This window comes from Stenotrophomonas sp. PA-6-5C (assembly GCF_021605635.1).
Taxonomy (GTDB): Bacteria; Pseudomonadota; Gammaproteobacteria; order Xanthomonadales; family Xanthomonadaceae; genus Stenotrophomonas; species Stenotrophomonas lactitubi.
On record NZ_WKEE01000029.1, the window covers coordinates 35,874 to 59,564 of the forward strand.

Consider the following 23,691-nt stretch of genomic DNA (forward strand, 5'->3'; position numbering starts at 1 on the left):
CTGGCTGCTGCTCACGATCCGCTGCTCAGAACCACATGCGGATGCCGGCGACCCAGCGCGTATCGCGTGCATGGTCGCCCGCATAGTCGGCGGTATCGCCGAAGGCGCGTTCGTGGCTGATGCCGATGTACGGCGCGAAGCGGCGGTTGAACTCGTAGCGCAGGCGCAGGCCGGCTTCGACCTTGTTGAGGCCGCGGCCGATGCCGTACTCCGGTTCATCCTTGCTGGCCACGGTCGCTTCCAGCAGAGGCTGCAGGATCAACCGGTTGGTCAACAACACGTCGTATTCGATCTCGGCCTTGGCCATCAGCTGGCCACCGGAACCGGCATACAGCGTAGCCGAGCTTTCGAACTTGTACGGTGCCAACCCCTGGATGCCGATCGCCGCCCAGGTGCGTGAGTCGGCGGGGCGGAAGTCCTGGCGTACGCCGACCAGTACGTCCCACCACGGCGAAATGGCACGCCCGTAGAGTGCTTCCACGCCCGACGATTCCGTGCGGCCTTCGCTGCGTTCGCCATCGGTACGCAGCCACAGGCGGTTGATGTTGCCGCCGATCCAGCCGGTGGCTTCCCAGCCCTGGCCGTTGCTGCTCTTGCCGTCCCAGTGTTCGAGGCGGTCGATCAGCAGCAGGCTGTTGATCTCAGGTGCGTGTTCCATCGCACCATGCGCGATGGGTGGGAACGCGGCCGCACGATCGGCGTCGGTGGGGACAGGAATCGGTTCGCGCGGTTCGGTAGGTGCGGGCGTGCCATGGCCCATTGCCGCGTGATCCATCTGGGAGTGGTCCATCGTGGAATGGTCCATCGCCGCCGGCTCCATCGCACCATGGTCCATCTTCGAATGGTCCATCTTCGAATGATCGGCCCGTTCGACCGGCGCCTGCGCGGTTTTCGCCGGCGGGTCCATCGCGGCCATGTCATGGCCGGCATGTGATTGCGCGAACACCGGCAATGCAGCCGCCAGGCCCAAGGCCAGCAGGCTGGGGGAAAGGAGTGAACGGCTCATTCTTCGATCCTCACTTCACGCATCATGCCGGCTTCCATGTGGTACAGCAGATGGCAGTGGTAGGCCCAGCGACCGAGTGCATCGGCGCGCACGCGATAGGTGCGGCGTGTGCCGGGCGGCATGTCGATGGTGTGCTTGCGCACCTGGAATTCACCCTGTGCGTTTTCCAGGTCGCTCCACACGCCATGCAGATGGATCGGGTGCTGCATCATGGTGTCGTTGACCAGCACGATGCGCATGCGCTCGCCGTAGTTCAGCCGCAGCGGCTCGGCACCGGCGAAGGGAATGCCATCGAACGACCAGGAGAACTTCTCCATGTGGCCGGTCAGGTGCAGCTCGATCTCGCGGCCGGGCTCGCGGCCATCGGGGTCGTCGAACAGGCTGCGCATCGCACCATAGGTGAGCACCTGGCGGCCGTTGTCGCGCAGGCCGATGCCGGGGTCGTCCAGCTTCGGCTCGGTGGCCGAACTCTGCATGTCCACCAGCGGGTTGTTGCGCTCGCTGGCGGGGTGCTTCGGTGCCTTGCTGGCGGTATCGCCGCCACCATGCGCACCGTGACCCATGCTGGCGCCGCAGCCGCCTTCCATGCCCTTCATCGCCGCCATGTCGTGGCCGCCGTGGCCCCCGCCGCCCATGTCATGACCCATGTCGCTCATCGTCAGCAGTGGGCGCGGGTCGCGCGCGGGAATCGGTGCCTGCAGGCCATGGCGCACGGCGAGGGTGCCGGCGGCATAGCCGGTGCGGCCCATGTCCTGGCAGAAGAGGGTGAAGGCATCCTGGCCGCTGGGTTCGACCAGTACGTCGTAGGTTTCGGCCGGGGCGATGCGGAACTCGTCGATGCTGACCGGATGGATGTACTGGCCGTCGGCGGCGACCACGGTCATCTTCAGGCCGGGGATGCGTACGTCGAAGTAGGTCATCGACGCGCCATTGATGAAGCGCAGCAGCACCTTTTCGCCACTGCGGAACAGCCCGGTCCAGTTGCCGGCCGGCGCAGTGCCGTTCATCAGGTAGGTATAGGTGTGCGCGTTGATGTCGGAGATGTCGCTGGGCGTCATCCGCATCCGGCCCCACATGCCGCGGTCGGACAGCGCGGCCGACCAGCCATCGCGACGGGCGTCGCGCAGGAAGTCGGGCAGGGTGCGCTTGTAGTAGTTGTCGTGCTCGGCGAGCTTCTTCATGCGCCGGAACAGCGCGCCAGGGTCCGTGTCGGTCCAGTCGGACAGCATGATCACGTGCTCGCGGTCATGCCGGTACGGCGCCGGCTCTGCCGGGTCGATGATCAGCGCACCGTACAACCCCGCCTGTTCCTGGAACAGCGAATGGCTGTGATACCAGTAGGTGCCGGACTGCTTGAGATCGAAATGGTAGTGGTAGGTCTCGCCGGGGCCGATGCCGTTGAAGCTCAGGCCGGGCACGCCATCCATGTTGGCCGGCAGCAGGATGCCGTGCCAGTGGATGGAGGTGGGATGCTGGCCGAGCGTGTTGCGCACGAACAGGTCCACGGTCTGGCCTTCGCGCCAGCGCAGGATCGGTGCCGGCAGCGAGCCGTTGACGGTGATCGCCGGGCGGGTGCGGCCGGTGAAGTTGGCCAGTGACTCGCCGATGGCCAGTTCAACGCGGGTATCGCTGATGACCGCCGGCGCGCCGGCCAGGCGTGGCGCGGCGGAGGCAGCGGCGAGCGCGCGCTGCGGGATACCAGCTGCGGCGATGCCGGCAACCACGCCGCCAGCGGCGATGCCCTGCACGAAAAGACGACGCGACGGCATGGGCACAGCGCCCGGGCCGGGAGGAATACGGATACTCATGGTGGTGACTCCAAACACGGAAAGACGCCAGCGCAGTGCCGGCTTCGGTGAGGCGTGTTGGATCAGCCGATGGGAGGGCGTGAGATCGGCGGCAGCGGCGGTGCCGGGCGGCCGTTGGCAGGCATCGGCTGCGGGGTCAAGGAAAGACCGGGGCCGGCCAGGAACGGTAGTGCCTGCACCGCCAGCAGCGGATGCTGGGCGCAGCTGCGCACGCAGTCCTTGATCTGGCAGTGCGCGTCATGGGCGGGGGCCTTGGCCTGCGGCGCCTCGTCGGCGGTCATGCCGGCGTGGTGGTGGCAGTCCGCATCGCCCTCATCGGTCACGGCCGAGGTCATCGCGTGGGCCATGCGACCCATCTCTTCGTGCCCGCTGGCCATGGCCGCGTTCAGCCCGTTGAGCAACAGGCTGAGCATGAGCACGACACGGAGCAGGGTCGAGGCAAGGGACATGGCGTCAATTTAGCCGCAAGCGGGGCCGGATGCACTTCATGCTGAATGGTGTGTTCAAGGTTGGAGCTGCACCAATGTAGTGCCGAGCCCATGCTCGGCTGCTTCTGCGCGACCGGCAGCCGAGCGCGGGCTCGGCTCTACAGGGGCATCAGCGTACGGTTGGCGCTACCCTTCCTCGCGCACGATCTCCACCAGGCGCGGGCCATAGCGGCTGAGCTTGGTGCCGCCGATGCCACCGACCCGGGCCAGTTCGTCCAGCGAGGTCGGGCGCTGTTCGGCGATGTTGCGCAGGGTGCTGTCGTGGAAGATCACGAAGGCCGGCACGTTCTGCTCGCGCGCCAGCTCGGCGCGCAGGCCGCGCAGCGCGTTGAACAGGGCCAGGTCCTGCGGCAGCACCGACAGGCCGGTGCGCTGCGCGCTGCGTTCACGCCCGGCACTGACGCTGACTGCATCGCGGCGCATGCTGATCTGGCGGCGACCGGTCAGCACATCGCGGCTGGCATCGGTCAGGCGCAGGCCGCCGTGGCCCTCGCTGTCCACTTCCAGCAGGCTGGCCGCCACCAGCTGGCGGAACACGCTGCGCCATGTGCGCGCATCCAGGTCGCGGCCGATGGCGTAGGTGCTCAGCTTGTCGTGGCCCTGCTGCTTGACCTTCTCGTTCTCGCTGCCGCGCAGGACGTCGATCAGGTGGCCGACGCCGAAGCGCTGGCCACTGCGGTACACACAGCTCAAGGCCTTCTGCGCGGGGATGGTGGCATCCCAGGCCGCAGGCGGGGTCAGGCAGTTGTCGCAGTTGCCGCAGGGCTTGGGATAGGTTTCACCGAAACCGGCCAGCAGCACCTGGCGGCGGCACTGCATCGATTCGCAGTACCCCAGCAGGTGGTCGAGCTTGGACCGCTCCAGCTGCTTGCGCTCCTCGCTGGCCTCGGACTGCTCGATCATCTGCTTGAGCAGCACCACATCGCCCAGCCCATAGCAGAGCCAGGCCTCGGCGGCTTCACCATCGCGGCCGGCGCGGCCGGTCTCCTGGTAATAGCCTTCCATCGACTTGGGCAGATCGGTGTGGGCGACGAAGCGCACGTCCGGCTTGTCGATGCCCATGCCGAAGGCGATGGTGGCGCACATGACGATGCCGTCTTCGCGCAGGAACCGGCGCTGGTTGTTGGCACGCACTTCCGAGGGCAGGCCGGCGTGGTAGGGCAGGGCGTTGAAACCCTGCGTGCACAGGAACTCGGCGGTTTCCTCCACCTTGCGCCGTGACATGCAGTAGACGATGCCGGCTTCGCTGCGATGGCTGCGCAGGAAGTCGCTCAGCTGCTTGCGGGCGTTGTCTTTCTGCACCACGGTGTAGCGGATGTTGGGGCGATCGAAAGAGCTGACGAAGTGACGTGCTTCGGCCAGGTCCAGGCGCTCGGCAATCTCGCGCTGGGTCGGCGGGTCGGCGGTAGCGGTCAGGGCGATCCGCGGAATCTCCGGCCAGCGCTCGTGCAGGACGGTCAGCTGCCGATATTCCGGGCGGAAGTCGTGGCCCCATTGCGACACGCAGTGGGCTTCATCGATGGCAAACAGGGCGATCCGGCTGCGCGACAGCAGCGACAGGAAGCGGCCGGTCAGCAGGCGCTCGGGGGCGACATAGAGCATGTCGAGCTCACCGGCGAGCAGTTCGCGTTCGACCCGGGCGGCTGTTTCGGCGTCCAGGGTCGAGTTCAGGAATTCGGCGCGCACGCCGAGCTGACGCAGGGCTTCGACCTGGTCCTGCATCAAGGCAATCAGCGGCGAGATGACGATGCCACAACCGTCACGCAGCAGGGCGGGCACCTGGTAGCACAGCGACTTGCCGCCACCGGTGGGCATCAGGACCAGGGCATCGTGACCGGCAGCCACATGCTCCACGATGTCCTGCTGCGGACCACGGAAATCGTCGTAACCAAAGACGCGGCGGAGCAGGTCGTGCGCGGGACGGGAAGCCATCCGGCTAGTTTACCCCGGCGGGGGAGTCGGCAGGGCTGCGCCCTGCACCTGCCATGAGCCAGAGCAACGTCAACGTCAAAGGCAACAGCCGGCTCTGGGGTGATCCGTGGTTTGGCGGGGCGGTGTCGGATTGCGGGGACGCCGCAAGTACGTCCCTGTAGGCTTGGCCGCGGCATCCATGCCGCGGACACCCCGCAATCCGACACCGCCCCGCCTTCGACAGTTTCCCGATGACGGTGGGTCCATCCACGCCATGCGTGGATCAAATCTGTCAGATATCGACAATCAAAATGGGGTCAGATCCGTTTTCCGCAGGAAAACGGATCTGACCCCAGCGGCTTTGCTGCCAGATCGCAAAGGTCTGTCAAGGGCGGGGTGGGTCCGGGTGCGGGAGTGTCAGCCGCATGGATGCGGCTGCCAAGCCCCCAAGGACGGGTTTACGGCGTCTCCCGCAACCGGACCCACCCCGCCAACCCACAGGAAACCAGCTTTTGCTTCGGCCGTTGCCGTTGCCGTTGCCTCTGCGGGTGCAGGGCGCAGCCCTGCCGTACCCCCCAACCCTTACTGCAGCAGCGAACGCAGCATCCAGGCGTACTTCTCGTGGGTCTGCAGGCGCTGGGTCATCAGATCCTCGGTCGGGGCATCGTCGCCCTTGGAGGCCACATCCAGCACTTCACGTGCCGTACGGCATACCGCTTCGTTGGCGACCACCAACTGGCGTACCATTTCACGCCAGTCCGCACTGTCGGTCAGGCCCGGCTCCTCGACGATCGAGGTCAGCGCAGCAAATTCCCGGTAGGAGCCCGGGGCATTGAAGCCCAGTGCGCGGATGCGCTCGGCCACATCGTCAAGTGCCGCCCACTGCTCGGTGTACTGCGTCTCGAACATGGTGTGCAGCGAGTTGAACATCGACCCGGTGACATTCCAATGGAAGTTGTGGGTCTTCAGATAGAGCGTGAACGCATCGGCCTGGAACCGCGCCAAACCGTCGGCGATCTTCTTGCGGTCGCCCTGGGTGATCCCGATATCGATGTTGGGGGCCGACGGCGCGGAAGCCGCAAGCTTCTGCTTGCCGGTCTTGGGCTTGGTCGTGCTCTTGGTCTTCGCCATGGGGTTCCTCCTTGTGGAATCGTTGGCCTTCACAATAAATCAGTCTTGATGACTGGTCGCATTCAAAGTTTTAAACGAACCGATTGATGAACGCTATCGACAAAATGCCGCAGTCCCGCCAGCGCCAACAGCGTGCCGCCATCGACGGCGCCATGAGCCGCGACCGTGGACGATTGCTGGGAATGCTCTCGCGTTGCCAGGCCAAGCCACAGGATGCGGCGCTGGCCGCCAGTTTCGAGCAGGCCTTGCAGGTTTCGGTGCAGCGCCGGCAGGCGCGGGCGCAACAACAGCCGGCCATTACTCTGGACCCTCAGCTGCCGATTGCGCGTGAAGCCGAGACCATCACCCAGTTGATCCGCGACCATCAGGTGGTGGTGATCGCCGGTGAAACCGGCTCGGGCAAGACCACGCAGCTGCCGAAACTGTGCCTGGCCGCCGGCCGTGGCCAGGCGGGCATGATCGGCTGCACGCAGCCGCGACGGATCGCCGCGCGTGCGGTGGCCAGCCGTGTCGCGCAGGAGCTGCACAGCGAGCTGGGCCAGCTGGTGGGCTACCAGGTGCGCTTCAACGACAAGGTCGGCGAAGACACCCGCATCAAGTTCATGACCGACGGCATCCTGCTGGCCGAAATCGCCAGTGATCGCTGGTTGTCGAACTACGACACGATCATCGTCGACGAAGCGCATGAGCGCAGCCTCAACATCGACTTCCTGCTCGGCTATCTCAAGCAGCTGCTGCGCAAACGCCCGGACCTGAAGCTGATCGTCACGTCGGCGACCATCGACACCGAGCGTTTCGCCCAGCATTTCGACAATGCACCGGTGATCAGCGTCGAAGGCCGTACCTATCCGGTGGAGGTGCGCTATCGCGCGCTGGAGGGCGAGGGTGAAGAGCAGGGCGAGCGCACGGTCAACGATGCGATCGTCTCGGCCATCGACGAAATCACCCGCCTGGATTCGCGTGGTGACGTACTGATCTTCCTGCCGGGCGAGCGCGAGATCCGCGATGCGCACCAGTCGCTGGAGCGGCGCAAGTACCGCAATACCGAAGTGCTGCCGCTGTACGCACGGCTGTCCAACCAGGACCAGGACCGGGTGTTCAACCCTGGCCCGAACCGGCGCATCGTGCTGGCCACCAACGTGGCCGAGACCTCGCTGACGGTGCCGCGCATCCGCTATGTGGTCGACCCCGGTTTCGCTCGCGTCAAGCGTTACAGCCCGCGCAACAAGCTTGACCGCCTGCACATCGAGCCGATCTCGCAGGCCAGCGCCAACCAGCGCAAGGGCCGCTGTGGCCGTGTGGCTGAAGGTATCTGTTACCGCCTGTATGCCGAGGCCGATTTCCAGGCACGACCGGAGTTCACCGATCCGGAAATCCGTCGTTCCAGCCTGGCCGGGGTGATCCTGCGCATGCTGCAGCTCGGCCTGGGCCGCATCGAGGACTTCCCGTTCCTTGAGGCACCGGATGAGCGGGCCGTCGCTGACGGTTGGCAGCATCTGACCGAGCTGGGGGCGATCGACAGCGAGCGCCATCTGACCGCGATCGGCAAGCAGATGGCGCGCCTGCCGGTGGACGTGAAGCTGGCACGCATGCTGGTTGCCGCACAGGCTGCCGGCTGCCTGCGGCCGATGCTGGTGATCGCCTCGTTCCTGGGCATCCAGGATCCGCGCGAGCGACCGCCCGAAGCGCGTGGCGCCGCCGACAATGCACATGCACAGTTCGCTGACGGCCGCTCCGAGTTCGTCGGTGTGCTGCGCCTGTGGGATGCCTACCGGCAGGCCCATGAAGACCTGACCCAGTCCAAGCTGCGCGATTGGTGCGGCCGTCATTTCCTTGGTTTCCTGCGCATGCGTGAATGGCGCGAGCTGCATCGGCAGCTGCGCCTGCTGTGCGAGGAACTGGGCTGGAAGGAAGAGGGCAACGAGGCGTCGATGGCGCCGCTGCTGGCTGGCAGCAGTGCCCCGCCAGCCGCACGTGACGATGCCACTGCGGTGAAGGCGACCCGCGGCCAGCTGCACCGTGCCGCGCGCCTGGCCCGCGAGGGCAAGTCCGAAGCAACGCCCGCGCCGGTCGCCGCGCGTGCGCAGAAGGACCAGGTGCCCGACGGCGGTGGTTACAGCGAACGCGCGCGCGCCAATGCCTACCAGACCCTGCATCGGGCCTTGGTGGCAGGCCTGCCCACGCAGATCGGCCATCGCAGCGAAAAGGGCGATTTCCAGGCGCCGCGCCAACGCCGTTTCCTGCCGTTCCCGGGCTCGACGCTGTCCAAGCGGCCGCCGCCGTGGCTGCTGGCGGCCAACCTGCTGGATACGCAGAAGGTATGGGGCATGACCCTGGCGGCGATCGAGCCGGACTGGGTGATCGCCGAACTGCCGCACCTGCTGCTGCGCAAGCACTTCGATCCGCACTGGTCGCGTGCGCAGGGCCAGGTGCTGGCCTCCGAACAGATCAGCCTGTTCGGGCTGGTGCTGGCACCGAAGAAGCCGGTGCACTATGGCCGCATCAACCCGGGCGAAGCGCACGATATCTTCGTTCGGCAGGCGTTGGTGACTGGCGAGATCAACACCCGTGCCAGCTTCGTGGCCGACAACCAGAAGGTGCTGGAGCAGGCGCGCGAGGAAGAAGCCAAGCTGCGCCGCGCCGGCATCGTCGCCGACGAAGACTGGCAGGCACGCTGGTACCTGGACCGGGTGCCGCCGCAGATCCACTCCGCGTCCGGGCTGGATGCGTGGTGGAAGGCGTTGCCGCCGGAACAGCGCAAGGGCCTGCACTGGTCGCTGGTGGATCTGCTGCCGGGCGAAGGCAGCGAGCAGGAGCGCTACCCGAAGTACCTGGCCCTGGGCCAGGCGCGGCTGCCGTTGCACTACCGCTTCGAGCCCGGGGCCGAGGATGACGGTGTGACCCTGGACGTTCCGCTGCACCTGCTCAATGCACTGGATGCAGTGCAGTTGGGATGGCTCGCGCCCGGTTTCGTTGCCGACAAGGCGGCGGCGCTGATCCGCAGCCTGCCCAAGGCCATGCGGCGCAACTACGTGCCGGCGCCGGATTTCGCGCGTGCGTTCTACGAGGCTTTCCCGCAGCCCAGCGCCGACGCGATCACCGGTGAGCTGGCGCGCTTCCTGTCACGGGCAACCGGGGCAAGTGTGGCTGCGATCGATTTCGAGCCCGGTTCAATCGAGCCGCACCTGCACATGAACCTGCGCCTGCGCGACGAGCAGGGCAAGGTGCTGGCGACGTCGCGCGACCTGGATGCGCTGCGTGCGAAGTTCGGCGGCCGTGCCGGCGATGCATTCGCCGCACGTGCCGGGCGCGAGATGGCGGCCGATGGCCTGCGCACCTTCCCGGCCACACCGATTCCGCTGCAGGTACCGGGTGAAGCCGGCGTGCCGGCCTATCCCGCGCTGAAGGATGAAGGGGACAGCGTCGCACTGCGTATCTACGCCGATCGCCAACAGGCCGAGGAATTGCACCCGCTCGGCGTGCGCCGGCTGCTGGAGATCGGCCTGGGCGAGAAGATCAAGCAGGCACGCAAGCAGTTGCCGGTCGCGCCGAAAACCGGACTGTTGTACGCCTCGATCGAAACCCAGGAACGCCTGCGTGGCGATCTGGTCGATGCGGCGCTGAATGCCGTGCTGGCTGATGGTCTGGGCGATATCCGCGATGTGGCGGCGTTCGAGCAGCGTCGTGAACATGCGGCAAAAATGCTGTTCGGCGAAGCCATGCAGCGGTTGAAGCTGGCCGAGTCGATCCTTGCCCTGGTGGCCGAGTTGAAGCCGATGCTGGAGGCACCGTTGATGGGCTGGGCGCGCGGCAATCTGGATGACATGGAAGCGCAGCTGGTTGGACTGATCCATCCGGGCTTCCTGCGCGACACGCCGGCAGATGCCCTGGCGCAGTACCCGCGCTACCTGAAAGCGATGATCCTGCGCACCGAACGTGCCAAGCGCGATCCGCCGCGTGACCAGGCGCGCATGCTGGAACTGCATCCGTTCCTGGAGGCGTTGCAGGTGGGCGAGCAGCAGGGCCTGCGCGAGCGGCCGCAGTGGCAGGCACTGCGCTGGGACCTGGAAGAACTGAGGGTGTCGTTGTTCGCGCAGGAACTGGGCGCACGCACCGGCGTCTCGGCGAAGAAGCTGGCGCAGCGGGTGACCGCACTGCGCCAGGCCTCGTAACCCTTGGCCCTGACCCCGCCGGGTGCTCGCCGGTGGGGTCAAGCGCCATGCCATCCACGCATGGCGTGGATGTGCGGTGGGTCCCGGCGGTAGCGGCCGATGGCGCCGTTACTTGGTGCGACGCACCTTGGGCTGGGTGTTCACGCCTTCGACCTTCATGTACCACACGCCCATCACCCCGGGGCTGATGCTGACCTTCGGCGATTGCTTGCGCACGCCGGACACCGAGGTGGTATCGGTCTGTTCCCACTGCTGGCCATTGTCCAGCACGTAGATCCGGCCCTTGCCGAAACCGCGGAACTCGCCCTGCAGCACACCGCTGATCGGCTCGTTGCTACCGAAGTCGAAGAAGCCGCGGTTCTTCACAATCACTTCCTGGCGGCCTTCCTCGCGCGCTTCCTCACGCACCGCAGCGACGGCTTCGGTGGTGGCGGCTTCAACCTTGCCCTGCAGCCAGCGGTTCAGCGTGGCCAGCTCGGCGGCATTGAGTTTGTCCAGGCCGGCGGCCTTGAATTCGGCCGCTGACATCTGCTGCTGCAGGTCACCCTGCACCACGCGCTGGGCCAGCGCGGGTGCCGACAGGGACAGCAGCAGGGCGGCACAGGCCAGCAGGCGCGGGCGGAAAGGCAGGGTGATCGAAGGCATGGCGGAACTCTCCCGTGGATGTCGGCGAGTGTAGCGGCATGTCCACATTCCCGGCGATGGTGGCCGCGGCGATTGTTCCTGAACGGCTGCGGCGCTAGTGTAGGGGCTTCTGTCTTGCCTGCTCGATGCTGTGAACCGCGCTTCCGTCCCCGGCCTGGATGCCTTGTTGAACCGTCCCTCGGCAGCCGTGCTGCCTGCTCCGCTGCGCCAGGCCCTGCGCGGGCATTGGGAATCGCCGGACTGCGACCCGCAGATGCGTGCCAGCTGGTCGGTGCTGGGCGATACCCTGGACGCGCTGGCGATGCTCTCGGCAGACGAGGGCGCCGTGGTGGCGGCCCTGCTGTTCGATCTGCCGGGCCTGCGCGTCCACCTCGACACACTGCCGTTGGGCAGCCACAAGGCGGCGGTGATCGGCCTGCTCGACGGCCAGGACGCAGCCGACCCGGTGTGGGCCCTGCACGCCGGTCGCGAGGCGGGCCGCAACAGCGAAGGCCTGCGCCGGTTGCTGCTGGCCATCATCCGCGACCTGCGGGTGGTGCCGATCCTGCTGGCCCGGCAGCTGGCGCGCATGCGCGCGGCCGACAAGCTCGATGAGGAACAGCGCCGCGCGCTGGCCCAGTTGACCCGCGACATCCATGCGCCGCTGGCCAACCGGCTGGGCATCTGGCAGTTGAAATGGGAACTGGAAGACCTGGCGTTCCGCCACCTGGAACCGGACACCTACCGCCGTATCGCGCGCGAGGTCGACGAAACGCGCATCGCCCGCGAGCGCTATGTCGAGAACGTGAAGAAGGTGCTGTCGCGCGAACTGGGCGTGCAGGGCATCCACGCCGAGGTCAGTGGCCGGCCCAAGCACATCTACAGCATCTGGCGGAAGATGCAGAAAAAGCGCCTGGCCTTCGACCAGCTGTATGACATCCGTGCGGTACGGGTGATGGTTGACGACGTGGCCGCCTGCTACGCCGCACTCGGTGTGGTGCATGCGCTGTGGGCGCCGGTGCCGAGTGAGTTCGACGATTACATCGCCCGGCCCAAGGCCAATGATTACCGCTCGCTGCACACGGCGGTGGTGGGCCCCGAAGGGCGCACCATCGAAGTGCAGATCCGCACCCACGACATGCACGCGCAGGCCGAGCTGGGCGTGGCCGCGCACTGGAAGTACAAGGAAGGCGGCAAGGGCGCGGAGAAGTCGTTCGATCGCAAGATCACCTGGATGCGGCAGCTGCTGGAGCAGGCACAGGACGGACAGGGCAATGAACTGGCCGGAGCGCTCGATGCCGAGCTGACCGAGGACCGGGTCTATGCGCTGACCCCGAAGGACGAGGTGCTGGACCTGCCGCAGGGTGCCACACCGCTGGATTTTGCCTACCAGGTGCACACCATGGTCGGGCACCGCTGCCGTGGCGCCAAGGTCAACGGCCGCATCGTGCCGTTGACCTACCGGCTGCGCAGCGGTGATCGGGTCGAGATCCTGACCGGCAAGGAGGCCGACCCGCGCCGCGACTGGCTGATGCCGGCCAACGGCTTCCTGGCCAGCAACCGCTCGCGCGAGAAGGTGCGCAGCTGGTTCCACAAGCTGGACCGTGCGCGCAACGTGCAGGCAGGGCGCGAGCTGCTGGAGCGCGAACTGAAACGGCTGGGCCTGCAGCATTCGGACCTGGCCGCGGCGGCGAAGAAGTTCCATGCCGACAGTGTCGATGACCTGTACATACAGGTCGCCCTCGGCGATACCGGCCCCAACCAGGTCAGCCGTTCGCTGCTGGAAGCCGAGCGTGCGGCCAGCCAGCCGGCGCCGACGGCGGCATTGCCGCGGCCGACCGCGCGCCGCGAGAACCTGGGCAAGTCCAAGTTCACCGTACAGGGCGTGGGCAACCTGCTGGTGCAGTTGGCGCGCTGCTGCCAGCCCGTGGCAGGCGAACCGATTGTCGGCTACCTGACCCGTAGCCGGGGTGTCACGGTGCATCGTGCAGACTGTGTCGCGCTGGCGCGGCTGGCCGCGGCCAGCCCGCAGCGGATCCTGCCGGTGGAATGGGGCCAGGCCGGCGGTGGCTACGAAGTGGACGTGGTGGTCGATGCGGTCGACCGCCGCTGGCTGCTGAAGGACATCACCAACCTGATCGCGCAGGAAGACGCCTACGTGCTGGACATCCACAGTGACAACGTCCGCAACAGTGGCCGCGCGCATCTGCGCCTGCGGCTGAAGGTCAGCGACTACGGCCAGTTGTCGAATCTGCTGGGCAAGCTCGATGCGTTGCCCGGCGTCAGCGAGGCGCGTCGTCTGGGCTGAGCTTCACGCTGCCCCGGCTACCCTGCACGCATGGAACGCGAGCCCCCGCATCGCTCACACGGCGCCGCACATCCGGCGCTCGATCGCGTTCGCCGCGAGAGCCGCTGGTGGTGGCTGCAGGCGCGCCATGCACGTCGGGTGTGGCGTTGGGCGCTGTTGGCTGCTGCAGCCGTGTTCGTGCTGCTGGTGCTGGTGCGCAAGCCGCTGGCCGACTGGTTCTGGGATGAGCCACAGATAGAGCAACTGCTGGCCGAGGGCGATCGCGCGCTGGCCGACGGGCGCCTGACTGCGGCCGACGGCAGCGGCGCGCGCGAACGCTACCAGGCGGTGCTGGCGTTGGATGGCGACCGCCCGCAGGCGCGGCAGGGACTGGCCCGCACCGGCGCGGCAGCGTTGCAGCAGTCGCGTGAGCGGCTGCAGGCGGGCGACCTGGACGGCAGTGCGCAGGCGCTGGCGTTGGCGCGTGAGCTGCAGGTGCCGCGTGCCGAGGCAGATGCGGTGGCCCAGCAACTGCAGGCGCGTCGTCGTGCCGGCGCTGGCATCGGTGCCTTGCTTGCGCAGGCCCGCAATGCCTTTGCAGCGGGGCGGCTGGACGACGGCGACAGCAGTGCGTTGCCGTTGTTCCAGCGTGTGCTGGCGCTGCAACCGGACAACCTGCCTGCGCTGGAAGGCCGCGAGGATGCATTGAGCGACCTGCTGCAGCAGGCGCGTGCCCAGGCCGCGCGCGGCGAATTGGCCACGGCGGCTGCGATCCTGCAGCGTGCACGCCAGTTCGACGCAGGTCATTCCGAGCTTCCTGCCAGCCAGGAAGCGCTGGCCCAGGCCGTCGACCAGCGGCTGCAGCAGGGCCAGCGTGCGCTCAAACGGCAGCAACTCGAGACGGCTGCAGACAGTTTCCAGGCCGTGCTGGCGGTCACCGCCGATGATCCCGCTGCATTGCGGGGGCGCGAGCAGACCGTGCAGGCGTTGCTGGCACGCAGCCAGAAGCGGGCCGACGATTTCCAGTTCGAGGCGGCCGACAAGGACGCTGCGCTCGCGGCGGGGCTGGGCGCCTCGCAGGCGGCACAGCAGCAGCTGGCACAGCGCCTGCAGCGTGCGCGACAGGCACGCCAGTCGTTGCAGCAACCGGGCATCAGCACGGCCCAGCGTGAGCGCCAGCTGCGCGATCGGTTGCGCCAGATCGATCGCGCCGAGCGCGCCGGGCAGTGGATCAGTCCCCCCGGTCACAGCGCCTTCGATGCGCTGCGCGAAGCGCAGGCGCTGGCGCCGCGCGACAGCCGGGTCAAGGCGGCGGCAGCGCGCCTGCTGCCGGCCAGCAGGTCCTGCTTCGATGACAACCTGCGACAGAACCGGGTGCAGGCCGCAGGTGCGTGCCTGCAGGCCTGGCAGACGCTGGCGCCGACGGCTGCAGGATTGCCCGATGCGCGTGCCCGTCTGGCGCAGCGCTGGCTGGCGATCGGCAGCGAGCGGCTGGGTCGCGGTGATGTGGAATTCGCCGCCTCGGCCGTGGAGCAGGTGCGGCGGCTGCAGCCGGATCTGGCCGAGCTTGCCGCGTTCGAGGACCGCCTGCGGCACGCAGGCGGTCACATCGACTAATCGAAGAACACCCGCTGCACGGTTGCCGATGCGGCATCCAGCGAGAAATGCTCGGCCACGTTGGCCAGGCCAGCGGCGGCCAGCTGCTGCCAGAGCACAGGGTCCTGGTACAGGCGGACCACCGCATCGGCAAAGCCCGCTGCATCGTCGGCCACCAGCACATCCTGGCCGGCGCGCAGGTGCATGCCTTCCACCGCGCAGGTGGTGCCGACCACGGGCTGCCCATGGGCCATGCTCAGGTTGATCTTGCCCTTCACACCGGCGCCGAAACGCAGCGGCGCGATGGCGATGCGGGCACCGTCCATGTACGGAACGATGTCTTCGACGAAGCCATGCATCACTACGCCCGGCTGGTTGGCTGCCAGGGCAAGCAGCGTGTCCGGTGCGCCGGCACCGATGCAATGCAGGCGCATCTGCGGCAGCGCATCGCGGATGCGCGGGAACACGTCGCCGATGAACCACTCCATCGCATCCAGGTTCGGCGGATGGCGGAAGCCGCCGACGAACACCAGGTTGTGACGCTGCGCGAACGGCGCGCCTACGCCGGCAACTTCATGCAGGTTGGAGATCAGTTCCACCCGCACCTGGGGTGCATCGGCCTGCAGCTGTTCGCGCTCGGCGGCGCTGACCAGTACGGTGATGTCGCACTGGTCCATCACTGCCAGTTCGCTGGCGCGGGTGCGCTCTGCGTTGCGCAGCAGGCCGGCATCGCCCGCCACTTCCGCACCACGGCGCTCGCGCAGGTAGTGCAGGTCGACGGTGTCGAACACGGTGCGGGCCTGCGGCGCATAGCGTTTGAGCAGCGGCAGGCATTCGTTGGCGACGTGGTGGCGCACCATCATCACCACGTTGAAGCGGGTGCCGTGGCTGCGCAGCCAGCCTGCAACACCGTCCAGGAAGGGCGTGTACCAGACTTCCACGCCCATCCGCTGCAGGGCTTCGGTCGCCACGCCGCCGTGTTCGCGCCGGGTGGGCACGAACACCACGTGGGCGCCGCCCTGCAGCAGCAGGCGGATCAGGTTGACCTGCCGCAGCGAGCCGGAGTCGCGTTCCGGGCGCGGCACTTCCTCGTCGAGGATCAGCACCTGGCGACGGCCGCGCAGCAGCAGCGCCGGCGAGGGCACCTCGCCGACCTTCGGATGGGAGGCCAGTTCAGCGGCCCATCTGGCTGCGAAAACACCTTGGTTGCGTACCTGGTAGGCCTTCACGCCGCTGCCGGTATCGGTGCCGTTGCTGGTGCCTTCATCGTGGATCACCCGGCTGGCCGGCTGCACCAGCACGCGCAGGCCCTGTGCACGCACGCGGAAGGCCAGGTCGGTGTCTTCGTAGTAGGCCGGCTTGTAGCGGGTGTCGAAGCCGCCCAGTTGTTGCCACAGTGCGCGGGGCAGCATCAGCGCGGCGCCGGAGCAGTAATCGACGTCGCGCAGGCTGGCGAAGCGGGGATCATCGGCCGCTTCGAAACGGCCGTAGCTCCAGCCACTGCCATCGCCGAAGATCACCCCGCCCGATTCCTGCAGGCGGCCGTCGGGATACAGCAGTTGGCTGCCGACCAGGCCGGCATCGGCGACGGTCGCAAAGGTGTCCAGCAATGCCTCCAGCCAGCCCGGCTGCGGCACCGTATCGTTGTTGAGCAGCACCACGTAGCGACCGCGCGTGCGCGACACGCCGTCGTTGCAGGCCTCGATGAAGCCGCCGTTGCGCTCGCGTACTTCGTAGCGCAGGCCGCTGATCTGCGGCATCCACTGCACCGTTGCGTCGCTGCTGCCGTCGTCCACCACGAGGATCTCACAGGGCACCGACGGCGGGTGCGCGGCCAGGGCGCGCAGGCAGGCCAGGGTATGGTCGACGTGGTTGTAGACCGGAATGACGATGCTGACGTCCGGCGTATCGCTGGTCGGCACCGCGAAGGGAGCGAACGGCTGTGCCGGTGGCAGGTACAGGGGTTTGCGCGGTGCTGGGACGGCGCGCTGGCTGTGCACCCGGATCCGCTGCCAGGTGGCCCGCCAGCCGCGGGTGCGCAGGCTGGCCAGGCTGCGGCGGGCCAGCCCGGTCAGGCGATTGATCAGGTAGCGGATTTCGGCCAGGGACATCGCCATCCGGGTGCAACTCCAGCTTAAGCAGGGGGGCCGGGAGAATTCGCCTGCCGCAGCGGCTGGGGTAGACTCGCCAGACCCTACATTGTCGCATTCCCGTGCCCCGACGCTACGATTCAGACGATATCGACGATTTCGACGACGACCAGCAGGACACCGGTCCGCTCTGGCGCCGACGGCTGATCACCTGGAGCATGGCGGCGGTCGCGTTGGGATTGGGTTTCCTGATCCCCTATACGCTGTACCTGAACCAACAGGTGACGCAACGTTTCGGTGAACTGCGCTGGCAGATCCCGACGCGCGTCTATGCACGGCCGCTGGTGCTGATGCCCGGCAAGGCGATGGATGCGGCGACCCTGAAGACCGAACTGGCCGCCTCGGCCTATCGCGATGATGGCCAGGGCAAGGAGCCGGCAACCTATGCGGTGCAGGGCGGCCGCTTCGTCATTTCCAGCCGCGGCTACAACGATGTCGATGGCCAGGTCGCCGCGCGTCGGGTCGAGCTGTCGCTGTCCGGCGGCAGCATCGCCTCGCTGCGCGACGCCGACAGCCGCAAGGCGCTGAAGGCGGCCCGCATGGATCCTGCGCGCATCGCCACGCTGTATGGGCAGAAGCAGGAAGAACGCCGCCTGATCCGCATGAACGAGGCCCCGGACCTGTTGGTCACTGGCCTGCAGGCGGTCGAGGACAAGGATTTCAACCGCCATCACGGCATCGATCTGTCCGGCATCGCGCGCGCGGTCTGGGTGACGGTCCGCTCCGGTGGGCAGAGCCGCCAGGGCGCTTCCACCCTGACCCAGCAGCTGGCCCGCAGTGGCCTGCTCGGCATCGGCAAGGAACAGACCGTCACCCGCAAATTCAACGAAGTGCTGTACGCGTTGATCATGGAAGCGCGCTATGACAAGCGCACCATCTTCGAGGCCTACCTCAACCAGGTATATCTGGGACAGCGCGGCAGCCAGGCGATCCACGGCATGTCCTCCGGTGCCGAGTTCTGGTTCGGGCGCGATCTTTCCTCGCTGGAAACCGAGCAGATCGCGCTGTTGATCGGCCTGGTCAAGGGGCCGTCCTACTACGACCCGCGGCGCAATCCCGAGCGTGCGCTGGACCGTCGCAACTTCGTGCTGGGCAAACTGCACGAGGCGACCCTGATCGACGATGCCGAGTACCAGCGTGCATTGAAGGCGCCGCTGGGCGTGCCCAAGACCCCGGGGCTGGTGGCAGCCAACCGCTTCCCGGCCTACGTCGACCTGGTGCGTCGCCAGCTTGGCCACGACTACCCGGAATCGGCCCTGCAGGGCGCCGGCCTGAGCGTGATGAGTGGCATGTCGCCTTCCGCGCAGGCCTATGCCGAAGGCGCGGTCACGCGCACCATCAAGTCGCTGGAAAGCAAGCGTCGCCCCGAGCTGCAGGCCGGCCTGGTGATGACCGACGTGCACAACGGTGACGTGGTGGCGGTGATCGGCAGTCGCGAAGTGTCCGAGGTCGGCTTCAACCGCGCCATCGAGGCGCAGCGCCCGGTCGGCTCGCTGCTCAAGCCGTTCGTGTACCTGCTGGCGCTCGCGCAGCCGGACCGCTATTCGCTGGCCAGCTGGGTCGACGATTCGCCGGTGACCGTGCAGCTCAGCCGCGGCCGCAACTGGAATCCCGGCAATGCGGACAACCGCAGCCACGGCGCCGTGCGCCTGATCGACGCGCTCGCCCACTCCTACAACCAGGCCACGGTACGCGTGGGCATGCAGGTTGGGCCGGAGCGGGTGACCCAGTTGATCCATGTGCTGGCCGGCATCAAGGCCGAGCCGAATCCGGCGGTGATCCTCGGCTCGACCGACCAGAGCCCGTACGCGATGGCGCAGCTGTACCAGTTCCTGGCATCGGGTGGCGAGATCCAGCCGCTGCACGCGGTGCGTGGCGTCCTTGATCCGCAGGGCAAGCTGCTCAAGCGCTACGACAAGACGCCTGCACCGGCACAGGAAGGTGACTCCATCGCCGCCAACCTGATCAGCATCGGCCTGCAGCAGGTGGTGGCCAGTGGTACCGCGCAGCGTTTGAACGCCGATGGCCTGGCCCGCCTGCAGCCGGCCGGCAAGACCGGCACCACCAATGATGGCCGCGACAGTTGGTATGCCGGTTACACCGGCGATCACCTGGCGGTGATCTGGATGGGCAACGACCAGAACGAACAGGCCGGCCTGTACGGCGCCACCGGCGCGATGCGCGTCTGGTCAGGCATCTTCCAGCGCCTGCCGACCGCGCCGCTGAAAGTCAGCAACAAGGGCCTTGACTGGCAACCGGTCGCAGCGACCGGGACCAACAGCACTGACGAAGGCTGCCCCGGCGCACGGCGATTCCCGTTCGTGGTCGGCTATGCGCCGGCTTACGAGCCGTGCGCACCGGCCGCCTTGCCGGACGCGCAGGGCGGTGCCGAAGGCGAGGGCGGCGGTTGGCGCAGCTGGTTCGGCCTCGACCGTAAACCGGAACCCGCCGCTGAACCTGCCGCAGCACCTGCTGCCGCGACTCCTCCTCCAAGCCGATGATGCCGATGACTATCCGTTCGCTGTTCCAGCCCCTGGTCCTGAGTGGCCTCACCCTGGCCCTGGCGGCCTGCGTGAGCAGCGCGCCGCAGGTGGTCAAGCCGGTGGACACCACCACGCCTGCACAGCGGCTGGCAGCCGTGGAAGCGGCAGCTGGCCCGGATGACAAGGAACTGTCGGTGCAGCCGCTGCGTGATTCGCAGGTGGAGGATCTGCGGCAGACGGCGCTGACCCAGCGCCAGGCCAATGATCTGGCCGGCGCGGCCGGCAGCCTGGACCAGGCGTTGCAGATCGTGGCCGGTGATCCGTCGGTATTGCAGGAACGCGCGGAACTGGCGCTGCTGCAGGGCCAGTGGGCGGAGGCGGAAACGTTCGCACGCAAGGCCGTGGACCTGGGTTCGAAGACGGGGCCGCTGTGCCGCCGGCACTGGGCGACGATTGAACAGGCGCGCCTGGCGCGGGCCGAGAAGGAGAATGCGGTGTCCGCGCATGCGCAGATTGAAGGTTGCACGGTGCCGGGGATCAAGCGGTACTGAGGTATTCCCCTCCATCGGGCGCTGCCCCCTCTGCGGCGGGCGGGCTGATGGCCTGATGTGGGTTGGCCGGGTGGATGGACTGGGCAGGGGGCGCTGCAAGTACGTCCATGTAAGCTCGGTCGCCGCATCCATGCGGCTCACGCCCCTGTCCAGCCCATCCACCCGGCCACGGACAGTTTCCTGTGGCCGCCGCAGGCAAGAACAAAATCAAACTCAAACGCGGGTCGCGCGCTGTGCGTGCTCGCTGAGGGGTCGGAACCGTTTTCCAAAGGAAAACGGCTCCGACCCCTTCTACTTTCCCGTCAAACCAACCGCTTCCGCTCTGCCTTTGCATTCCGTCACCGGGAAACTGTCGAGGGTGGGGCGGTGTGGGCCTGCAGGACCGTTGGCGCCATGGATGGCGCCATCGAGCCCCCATGGATGGGTTCACGGCGTGTCCTGCCTGCCCCGTCCGACCCGCCCCAGCACGTAGCAACCCAGAGCCATGAACAAACGCTGTTGCCGTTGCTTTTGCCTGTGCTCTGGCTTGAAACGGGTGCCGGGCAGCGCCCGGCCGGGTATCCTTTCCACCTGATGTCCGACCTTGTCCATGCCAGCCGCGAAGCCCTCAGCGAAGGCGGCGCGCTCGCCTCCCACCTGGATGCATTCGTCCCGCGTCCTGCGCAGCTGCGCCTGACCGAGGCCATTGCCGCGTCGATGCAGCAGCGCGACCTGCTGCTCGCCGAAGCCGGTACCGGCACCGGCAAGACCTTTGCCTATCTGGTGCCGGTGCTGCTGTCCGGAATGCGCACCATCATTTCCACCGGTACCCGCGCGCTGCAGGACCAGCTCTATCACCGTGACCTGCCGCGCGTGCGCCAGGCGCTGGGCGTCGGACTGCGCAGCGCGTTGCTGAAGGGACGCAGCAACTACCTGTGCCGCTATCGCCTGCAGCAGGCACGCGGTGAGCCGCGTTTTTCCAGCCCGGAACAAGCGGCACAGTTCCAGCGCATCCTGGCCTGGTCGGGGCGCTCGGATTCGGGCGATATCGCTGAACTCGATGGCCTGGCCGATGACTCGCCGCTGCTGCCGATCGTCACCTCCACCGTCGACAACTGCCTGGGCAACGAGTGCCCCTTCTGGGATGACTGCTTCGTCGTGCGTGCCCGCCAGCGTGCGCAGGCCGCCGACCTGGTCGTGGTCAACCACCATCTGCTGCTCGCCGATCTCGCGCTGAAGCAGGAGGGCTTCGGCGAGCTGCTGCCCGGTGCGCAGGCCTTCGTCATCGACGAGGCCCATCAGTTGCCCGAGCTGGCCGCGCAGTTCTTCGGCGAAGGCTTCGGCATGCGCCCCTGGCAGGAGCTGGGCCGTGACTGTCTGGTTGAAGCGCGCGGCGTGGGGGGCGCGCAGTCGGCATTGCAGGAACCGGTCGATCATCTGCAGCAGGCCTTGTCTGCGCTGCGTGCTGCGATGGAAGGCTTGCCCGCGCGCGGTACGCAGTGGCGGGCATTGGCGATGCCGCAGGTACGCGAGGGTTTCGATGCGGTGATGTCCAGCCTGGTGGTGCTGGAGCAGGCATTGCAACCGTTGCGCGAAGCCGCTGCCGGCCTGGATGCCTGCCATGCGCGCGCGCGCGAGGCGATTTCGCGGCTGGGCCGTTGGCTGGGCGATGAAGAACCCGCGCTCGACTTCGATGCCGATCCCGCCGAAACGAGCGCCGCCGCCGGCGACGTGCTCTGGTACGAATTGACCCCGCGCGGTTTCCGCTGCCAGCGCACGCCGATGGATGTGTCCGCGCCGCTGCGCGAACATCGCGAGCGCAGCCATGCCGCATGGATTTTCACCTCGGCGACGCTGACCGTTGGCGGCGGCTTCGAGCACATCGCCACGCGCCTGGGCCTGGACGATCCGCAGACACTTGTGCAGCCCAGCCCGTTCAACTGGCCCGAGCAGGCACTGTGCTATCTGCCTGAAGGTTTGCCCGATCCAGCCGCACGCGGTTTCGGAACCGCACTGATCCAGGTGCTGCGTCCGGTGCTGCAGGCGTCGCAGGGCCGGGCGTTCCTGTTGTTCGCTTCGCATCGTGCGCTGCGCGAAGCAGCCGAGGCCTTGCGTGATGGACCCTGGCCGCTGTTCGTGCAGGGCGAAGCGCCGCGCGCGACCCTGCTGCAGCGTTTCCGTGAATCGGGCAATGGCGTGCTGTTGGGATCGGCCAGCTTCCGCGAGGGCGTGGATGTGGTTGGCGAGGCATTGAGCGTGGTGGTGATCGACAAGCTGCCTTTCGCCACGCCCGATGATCCGGTGTATGAAGCGCGGCTGGAAGCAATCCGTACCCAGGGCGGCAATCCGTTCCGCGACGAGCAGTTGCCACAGGCGGTCATTGCCCTGAAGCAGGGCGTAGGCCGACTGATCCGCAGCGAGACCGACCGGGGTGTGCTGGTACTGTGCGACCCGCGCCTGCTCAACCGTGGCTATGGCAAGGTTTTCCTGCAGTCGCTGCCGCCGTTCCGGCGAACCCGGGCACTGGCCGATGTGCAGGCCTTCTTTGCGCCACAATGGGCGCCCGTGGCAGATGCTGCAGCCCCGACCGCCCCCGTGGCGGGCCCGGAGCCGGTTCCCGGTGCCACGTTCCCCCTGTTCTGACCCGATCCGATGAAACTGCTCGCCTTTGAAACCGCCACCGAAGCCTGTTCCGTAGCCCTGCATGTTGATGGGCAGGTACTGGAGCGCTTCGAGATCGCCCCCCGCCGGCACGCCGAACTGAGCCTGCCGTGGGCGGAGGAACTGCTCGCCGAAGCCGGCATCAGCCGCCGCCAGCTGGACGGCATCGCGCTCAGTCGCGGTCCCGGTGCGTTCACCGGTGTGCGCCTGGCGATCGCCTTGGCACAGGGCATCGCGCTGGCGCTGGATCGCCCATTGCTGCCGGTGTCGACGCTGCAGGTGCTGGCATTGCGCGCACCGATGGAAGAGAAGCAGATCCTGTCGGCGATCGATGCGCGGATGGGCGAGTTGTACGTGGCACGCTTCGAGCGCGTGGATGGACTGCCGGTGGCGCGGGATGCCGAGCGCGTGTGCGTGCCGGCGGCGGTGTCGTTGCCGGATGCTGCGTCCGTCTACGGCGTCGGCACCGGGTTTGCCGCGGCCGAGGGCGCGCTGGTCGCGCAGCTGGGGGCTGGCCTGCGCCGCTTCGATGCAACGGCGCTGCCGCATGCAGCGGATGTACTGGCACTGGCGGTGCCGGCGTTCGCACGTGGCGAAGGCATTGCTGCGGAGAAGGTCGAGCCGGCGTACCTGCGTGACAACGTGGCGCTGACGCTGGTCGAGCAGCAGGCTGCGCGGGACGCGAAGGCGAAAGCCAACGGCTGAGCCCCTCGTGGCTTGGTTGGTCGCGTAGATCAAAAGCCTCGCTTGGCCGGGCGGGGTGGGTTCGCGGGGGACGCCGTGAACCCATCCATGGGGGCTTGGCCGCGGCATCCATGCCGCGGACACCCCCGCGAACCCACCC

Annotated in this window: 14 protein-coding genes; 7 read left to right on the forward strand and 7 right to left on the reverse strand. The window is 67.5% G+C overall.

The window, feature by feature from the left end:
- Window positions 1-25 precede the first annotated feature (25 nt).
- From GIW57_RS13525 to GIW57_RS13545, 5 genes are all read right to left on the reverse strand, one after another.
- Window positions 26-1,006 (reverse strand): copper resistance protein B, encoded by a 981-nt coding sequence (locus tag GIW57_RS13525; RefSeq protein WP_236511504.1) that lies wholly within the window; start codon window positions 1,004-1,006, stop codon window positions 26-28.
- Window positions 1,003-2,814, reverse strand: a complete 1,812-nt coding sequence (locus tag GIW57_RS13530) for a copper resistance system multicopper oxidase (RefSeq protein WP_236511506.1) — start codon at window positions 2,812-2,814, stop codon at window positions 1,003-1,005. The genes GIW57_RS13525 and GIW57_RS13530 overlap by 4 nt, the downstream gene beginning before the upstream one ends.
- 62 nt (window positions 2,815-2,876) lie before the next feature.
- On the reverse strand, window positions 2,877-3,263 hold the full coding sequence (locus GIW57_RS13535) for a CopL family metal-binding regulatory protein (protein ID WP_100460111.1): 387 nt from the start codon (window positions 3,261-3,263) through the stop codon (window positions 2,877-2,879).
- 165 nt (window positions 3,264-3,428) lie between these two features.
- Window positions 3,429-5,234 (reverse strand): DNA helicase RecQ, encoded by a 1,806-nt coding sequence (recQ, locus tag GIW57_RS13540; protein WP_236511508.1) that lies wholly within the window; start codon window positions 5,232-5,234, stop codon window positions 3,429-3,431.
- A gap of 561 nt (window positions 5,235-5,795) precedes the next feature.
- Window positions 5,796-6,344 (reverse strand): Dps family protein, encoded by a 549-nt coding sequence (locus tag GIW57_RS13545; RefSeq protein WP_049468393.1) that lies wholly within the window; start codon window positions 6,342-6,344, stop codon window positions 5,796-5,798.
- A gap of 86 nt (window positions 6,345-6,430) precedes the next feature.
- Between GIW57_RS13545 and hrpA the strand changes: the two genes are divergently transcribed.
- Window positions 6,431-10,516 carry an ATP-dependent RNA helicase HrpA gene (gene hrpA, locus GIW57_RS13550; protein ID WP_100460109.1) on the forward strand — a complete coding sequence of 1,362 codons (4,086 nt, stop codon included), beginning with the start codon at window positions 6,431-6,433 and terminating at the stop codon, window positions 10,514-10,516.
- 108 nt (window positions 10,517-10,624) lie between these two features.
- On the opposite strand, the gene GIW57_RS13555 is transcribed toward hrpA, so the two are convergent.
- Window positions 10,625-11,161 carry a hypothetical protein gene (locus GIW57_RS13555; protein ID WP_236511510.1) on the reverse strand — a complete coding sequence of 179 codons (537 nt, stop codon included), beginning with the start codon at window positions 11,159-11,161 and terminating at the stop codon, window positions 10,625-10,627.
- 130 nt (window positions 11,162-11,291) lie between these two features.
- On the opposite strand from GIW57_RS13555, the gene GIW57_RS13560 reads away from it, so the two are divergent.
- The gene (locus GIW57_RS13560; RefSeq protein ID WP_236511512.1) at window positions 11,292-13,448 is read left to right on the forward strand and encodes a bifunctional (p)ppGpp synthetase/guanosine-3',5'-bis(diphosphate) 3'-pyrophosphohydrolase; all 2,157 of its coding nucleotides are present in this window, start codon (window positions 11,292-11,294) and stop codon (window positions 13,446-13,448) included.
- Between the two features lie 30 nt (window positions 13,449-13,478).
- Entirely contained in the window at window positions 13,479-15,044 is a 1,566-nt protein-coding gene (locus tag GIW57_RS13565; RefSeq protein ID WP_236511514.1) for a hypothetical protein, read from the forward strand.
- Here GIW57_RS13565 and GIW57_RS13570 read toward each other — a convergent pair.
- A complete protein-coding gene (locus tag GIW57_RS13570; RefSeq protein WP_236511516.1) occupies window positions 15,041-17,140 on the reverse strand; it encodes a glycosyltransferase in 2,100 nt (699 codons plus the stop codon). The genes GIW57_RS13565 and GIW57_RS13570 overlap by 4 nt on opposite strands.
- Window positions 17,141-17,235: 95 nt before the next feature.
- On the opposite strand from GIW57_RS13570, the gene mrcB reads away from it, so the two are divergent.
- From mrcB to tsaB, 4 genes are all read left to right on the forward strand, one after another.
- Window positions 17,236-19,674, forward strand: coding sequence for a penicillin-binding protein 1B (gene mrcB / locus GIW57_RS13575; RefSeq protein ID WP_236511518.1), 2,439 nt, complete (start codon window positions 17,236-17,238; stop codon window positions 19,672-19,674).
- Complete coding sequence (locus GIW57_RS13580) at window positions 19,671-20,207, forward strand: hypothetical protein (RefSeq protein ID WP_236511520.1); 537 nt, start codon at window positions 19,671-19,673, stop codon at window positions 20,205-20,207. The genes mrcB and GIW57_RS13580 overlap by 4 nt, the downstream gene beginning before the upstream one ends.
- Window positions 20,208-20,780: 573 nt before the next feature.
- A complete protein-coding gene (locus tag GIW57_RS13585) occupies window positions 20,781-22,829 on the forward strand; it encodes an ATP-dependent DNA helicase (protein WP_236511522.1) in 2,049 nt (682 codons plus the stop codon).
- A 9-nt stretch (window positions 22,830-22,838) separates the two neighbouring features.
- Window positions 22,839-23,552, forward strand: coding sequence for a tRNA (adenosine(37)-N6)-threonylcarbamoyltransferase complex dimerization subunit type 1 TsaB (gene tsaB / locus GIW57_RS13590; protein WP_236511524.1), 714 nt, complete (start codon window positions 22,839-22,841; stop codon window positions 23,550-23,552).
- Window positions 23,553-23,691: the final 139 nt, after the last annotated feature.

What these genes read in the sequence shown, in the direction of transcription:
- GIW57_RS13525 (WP_236511504.1), bottom strand. Translation starts at nt 1,006, where the DNA reads ATGAGCCGTTCACTCCTTTCCCCCAGCCTGCTGGCCTTGGGCCTGGCG.
- GIW57_RS13530 (WP_236511506.1), bottom strand. Translation starts at nt 2,814, where the DNA reads ATGAGTATCCGTATTCCTCCCGGCCCGGGCGCTGTGCCCATGCCGTCG.
- GIW57_RS13535 (WP_100460111.1), bottom strand. Translation starts at nt 3,263, where the DNA reads ATGTCCCTTGCCTCGACCCTGCTCCGTGTCGTGCTCATGCTCAGCCTG.
- recQ (WP_236511508.1), bottom strand. Translation starts at nt 5,234, where the DNA reads ATGGCTTCCCGTCCCGCGCACGACCTGCTCCGCCGCGTCTTTGGTTAC.
- GIW57_RS13545 (WP_049468393.1), bottom strand. Translation starts at nt 6,344, where the DNA reads ATGGCGAAGACCAAGAGCACGACCAAGCCCAAGACCGGCAAGCAGAAG.
- hrpA (WP_100460109.1), top strand. Translation starts at nt 6,431, where the DNA reads ATGAACGCTATCGACAAAATGCCGCAGTCCCGCCAGCGCCAACAGCGT.
- GIW57_RS13555 (WP_236511510.1), bottom strand. Translation starts at nt 11,161, where the DNA reads ATGCCTTCGATCACCCTGCCTTTCCGCCCGCGCCTGCTGGCCTGTGCC.
- GIW57_RS13565 (WP_236511514.1), top strand. Translation starts at nt 13,479, where the DNA reads ATGGAACGCGAGCCCCCGCATCGCTCACACGGCGCCGCACATCCGGCG.
- GIW57_RS13570 (WP_236511516.1), bottom strand. Translation starts at nt 17,140, where the DNA reads ATGGCGATGTCCCTGGCCGAAATCCGCTACCTGATCAATCGCCTGACC.
- GIW57_RS13580 (WP_236511520.1), top strand. Translation starts at nt 19,671, where the DNA reads ATGATGCCGATGACTATCCGTTCGCTGTTCCAGCCCCTGGTCCTGAGT.
- GIW57_RS13585 (WP_236511522.1), top strand. Translation starts at nt 20,781, where the DNA reads ATGTCCGACCTTGTCCATGCCAGCCGCGAAGCCCTCAGCGAAGGCGGC.
- tsaB (WP_236511524.1), top strand. Translation starts at nt 22,839, where the DNA reads ATGAAACTGCTCGCCTTTGAAACCGCCACCGAAGCCTGTTCCGTAGCC.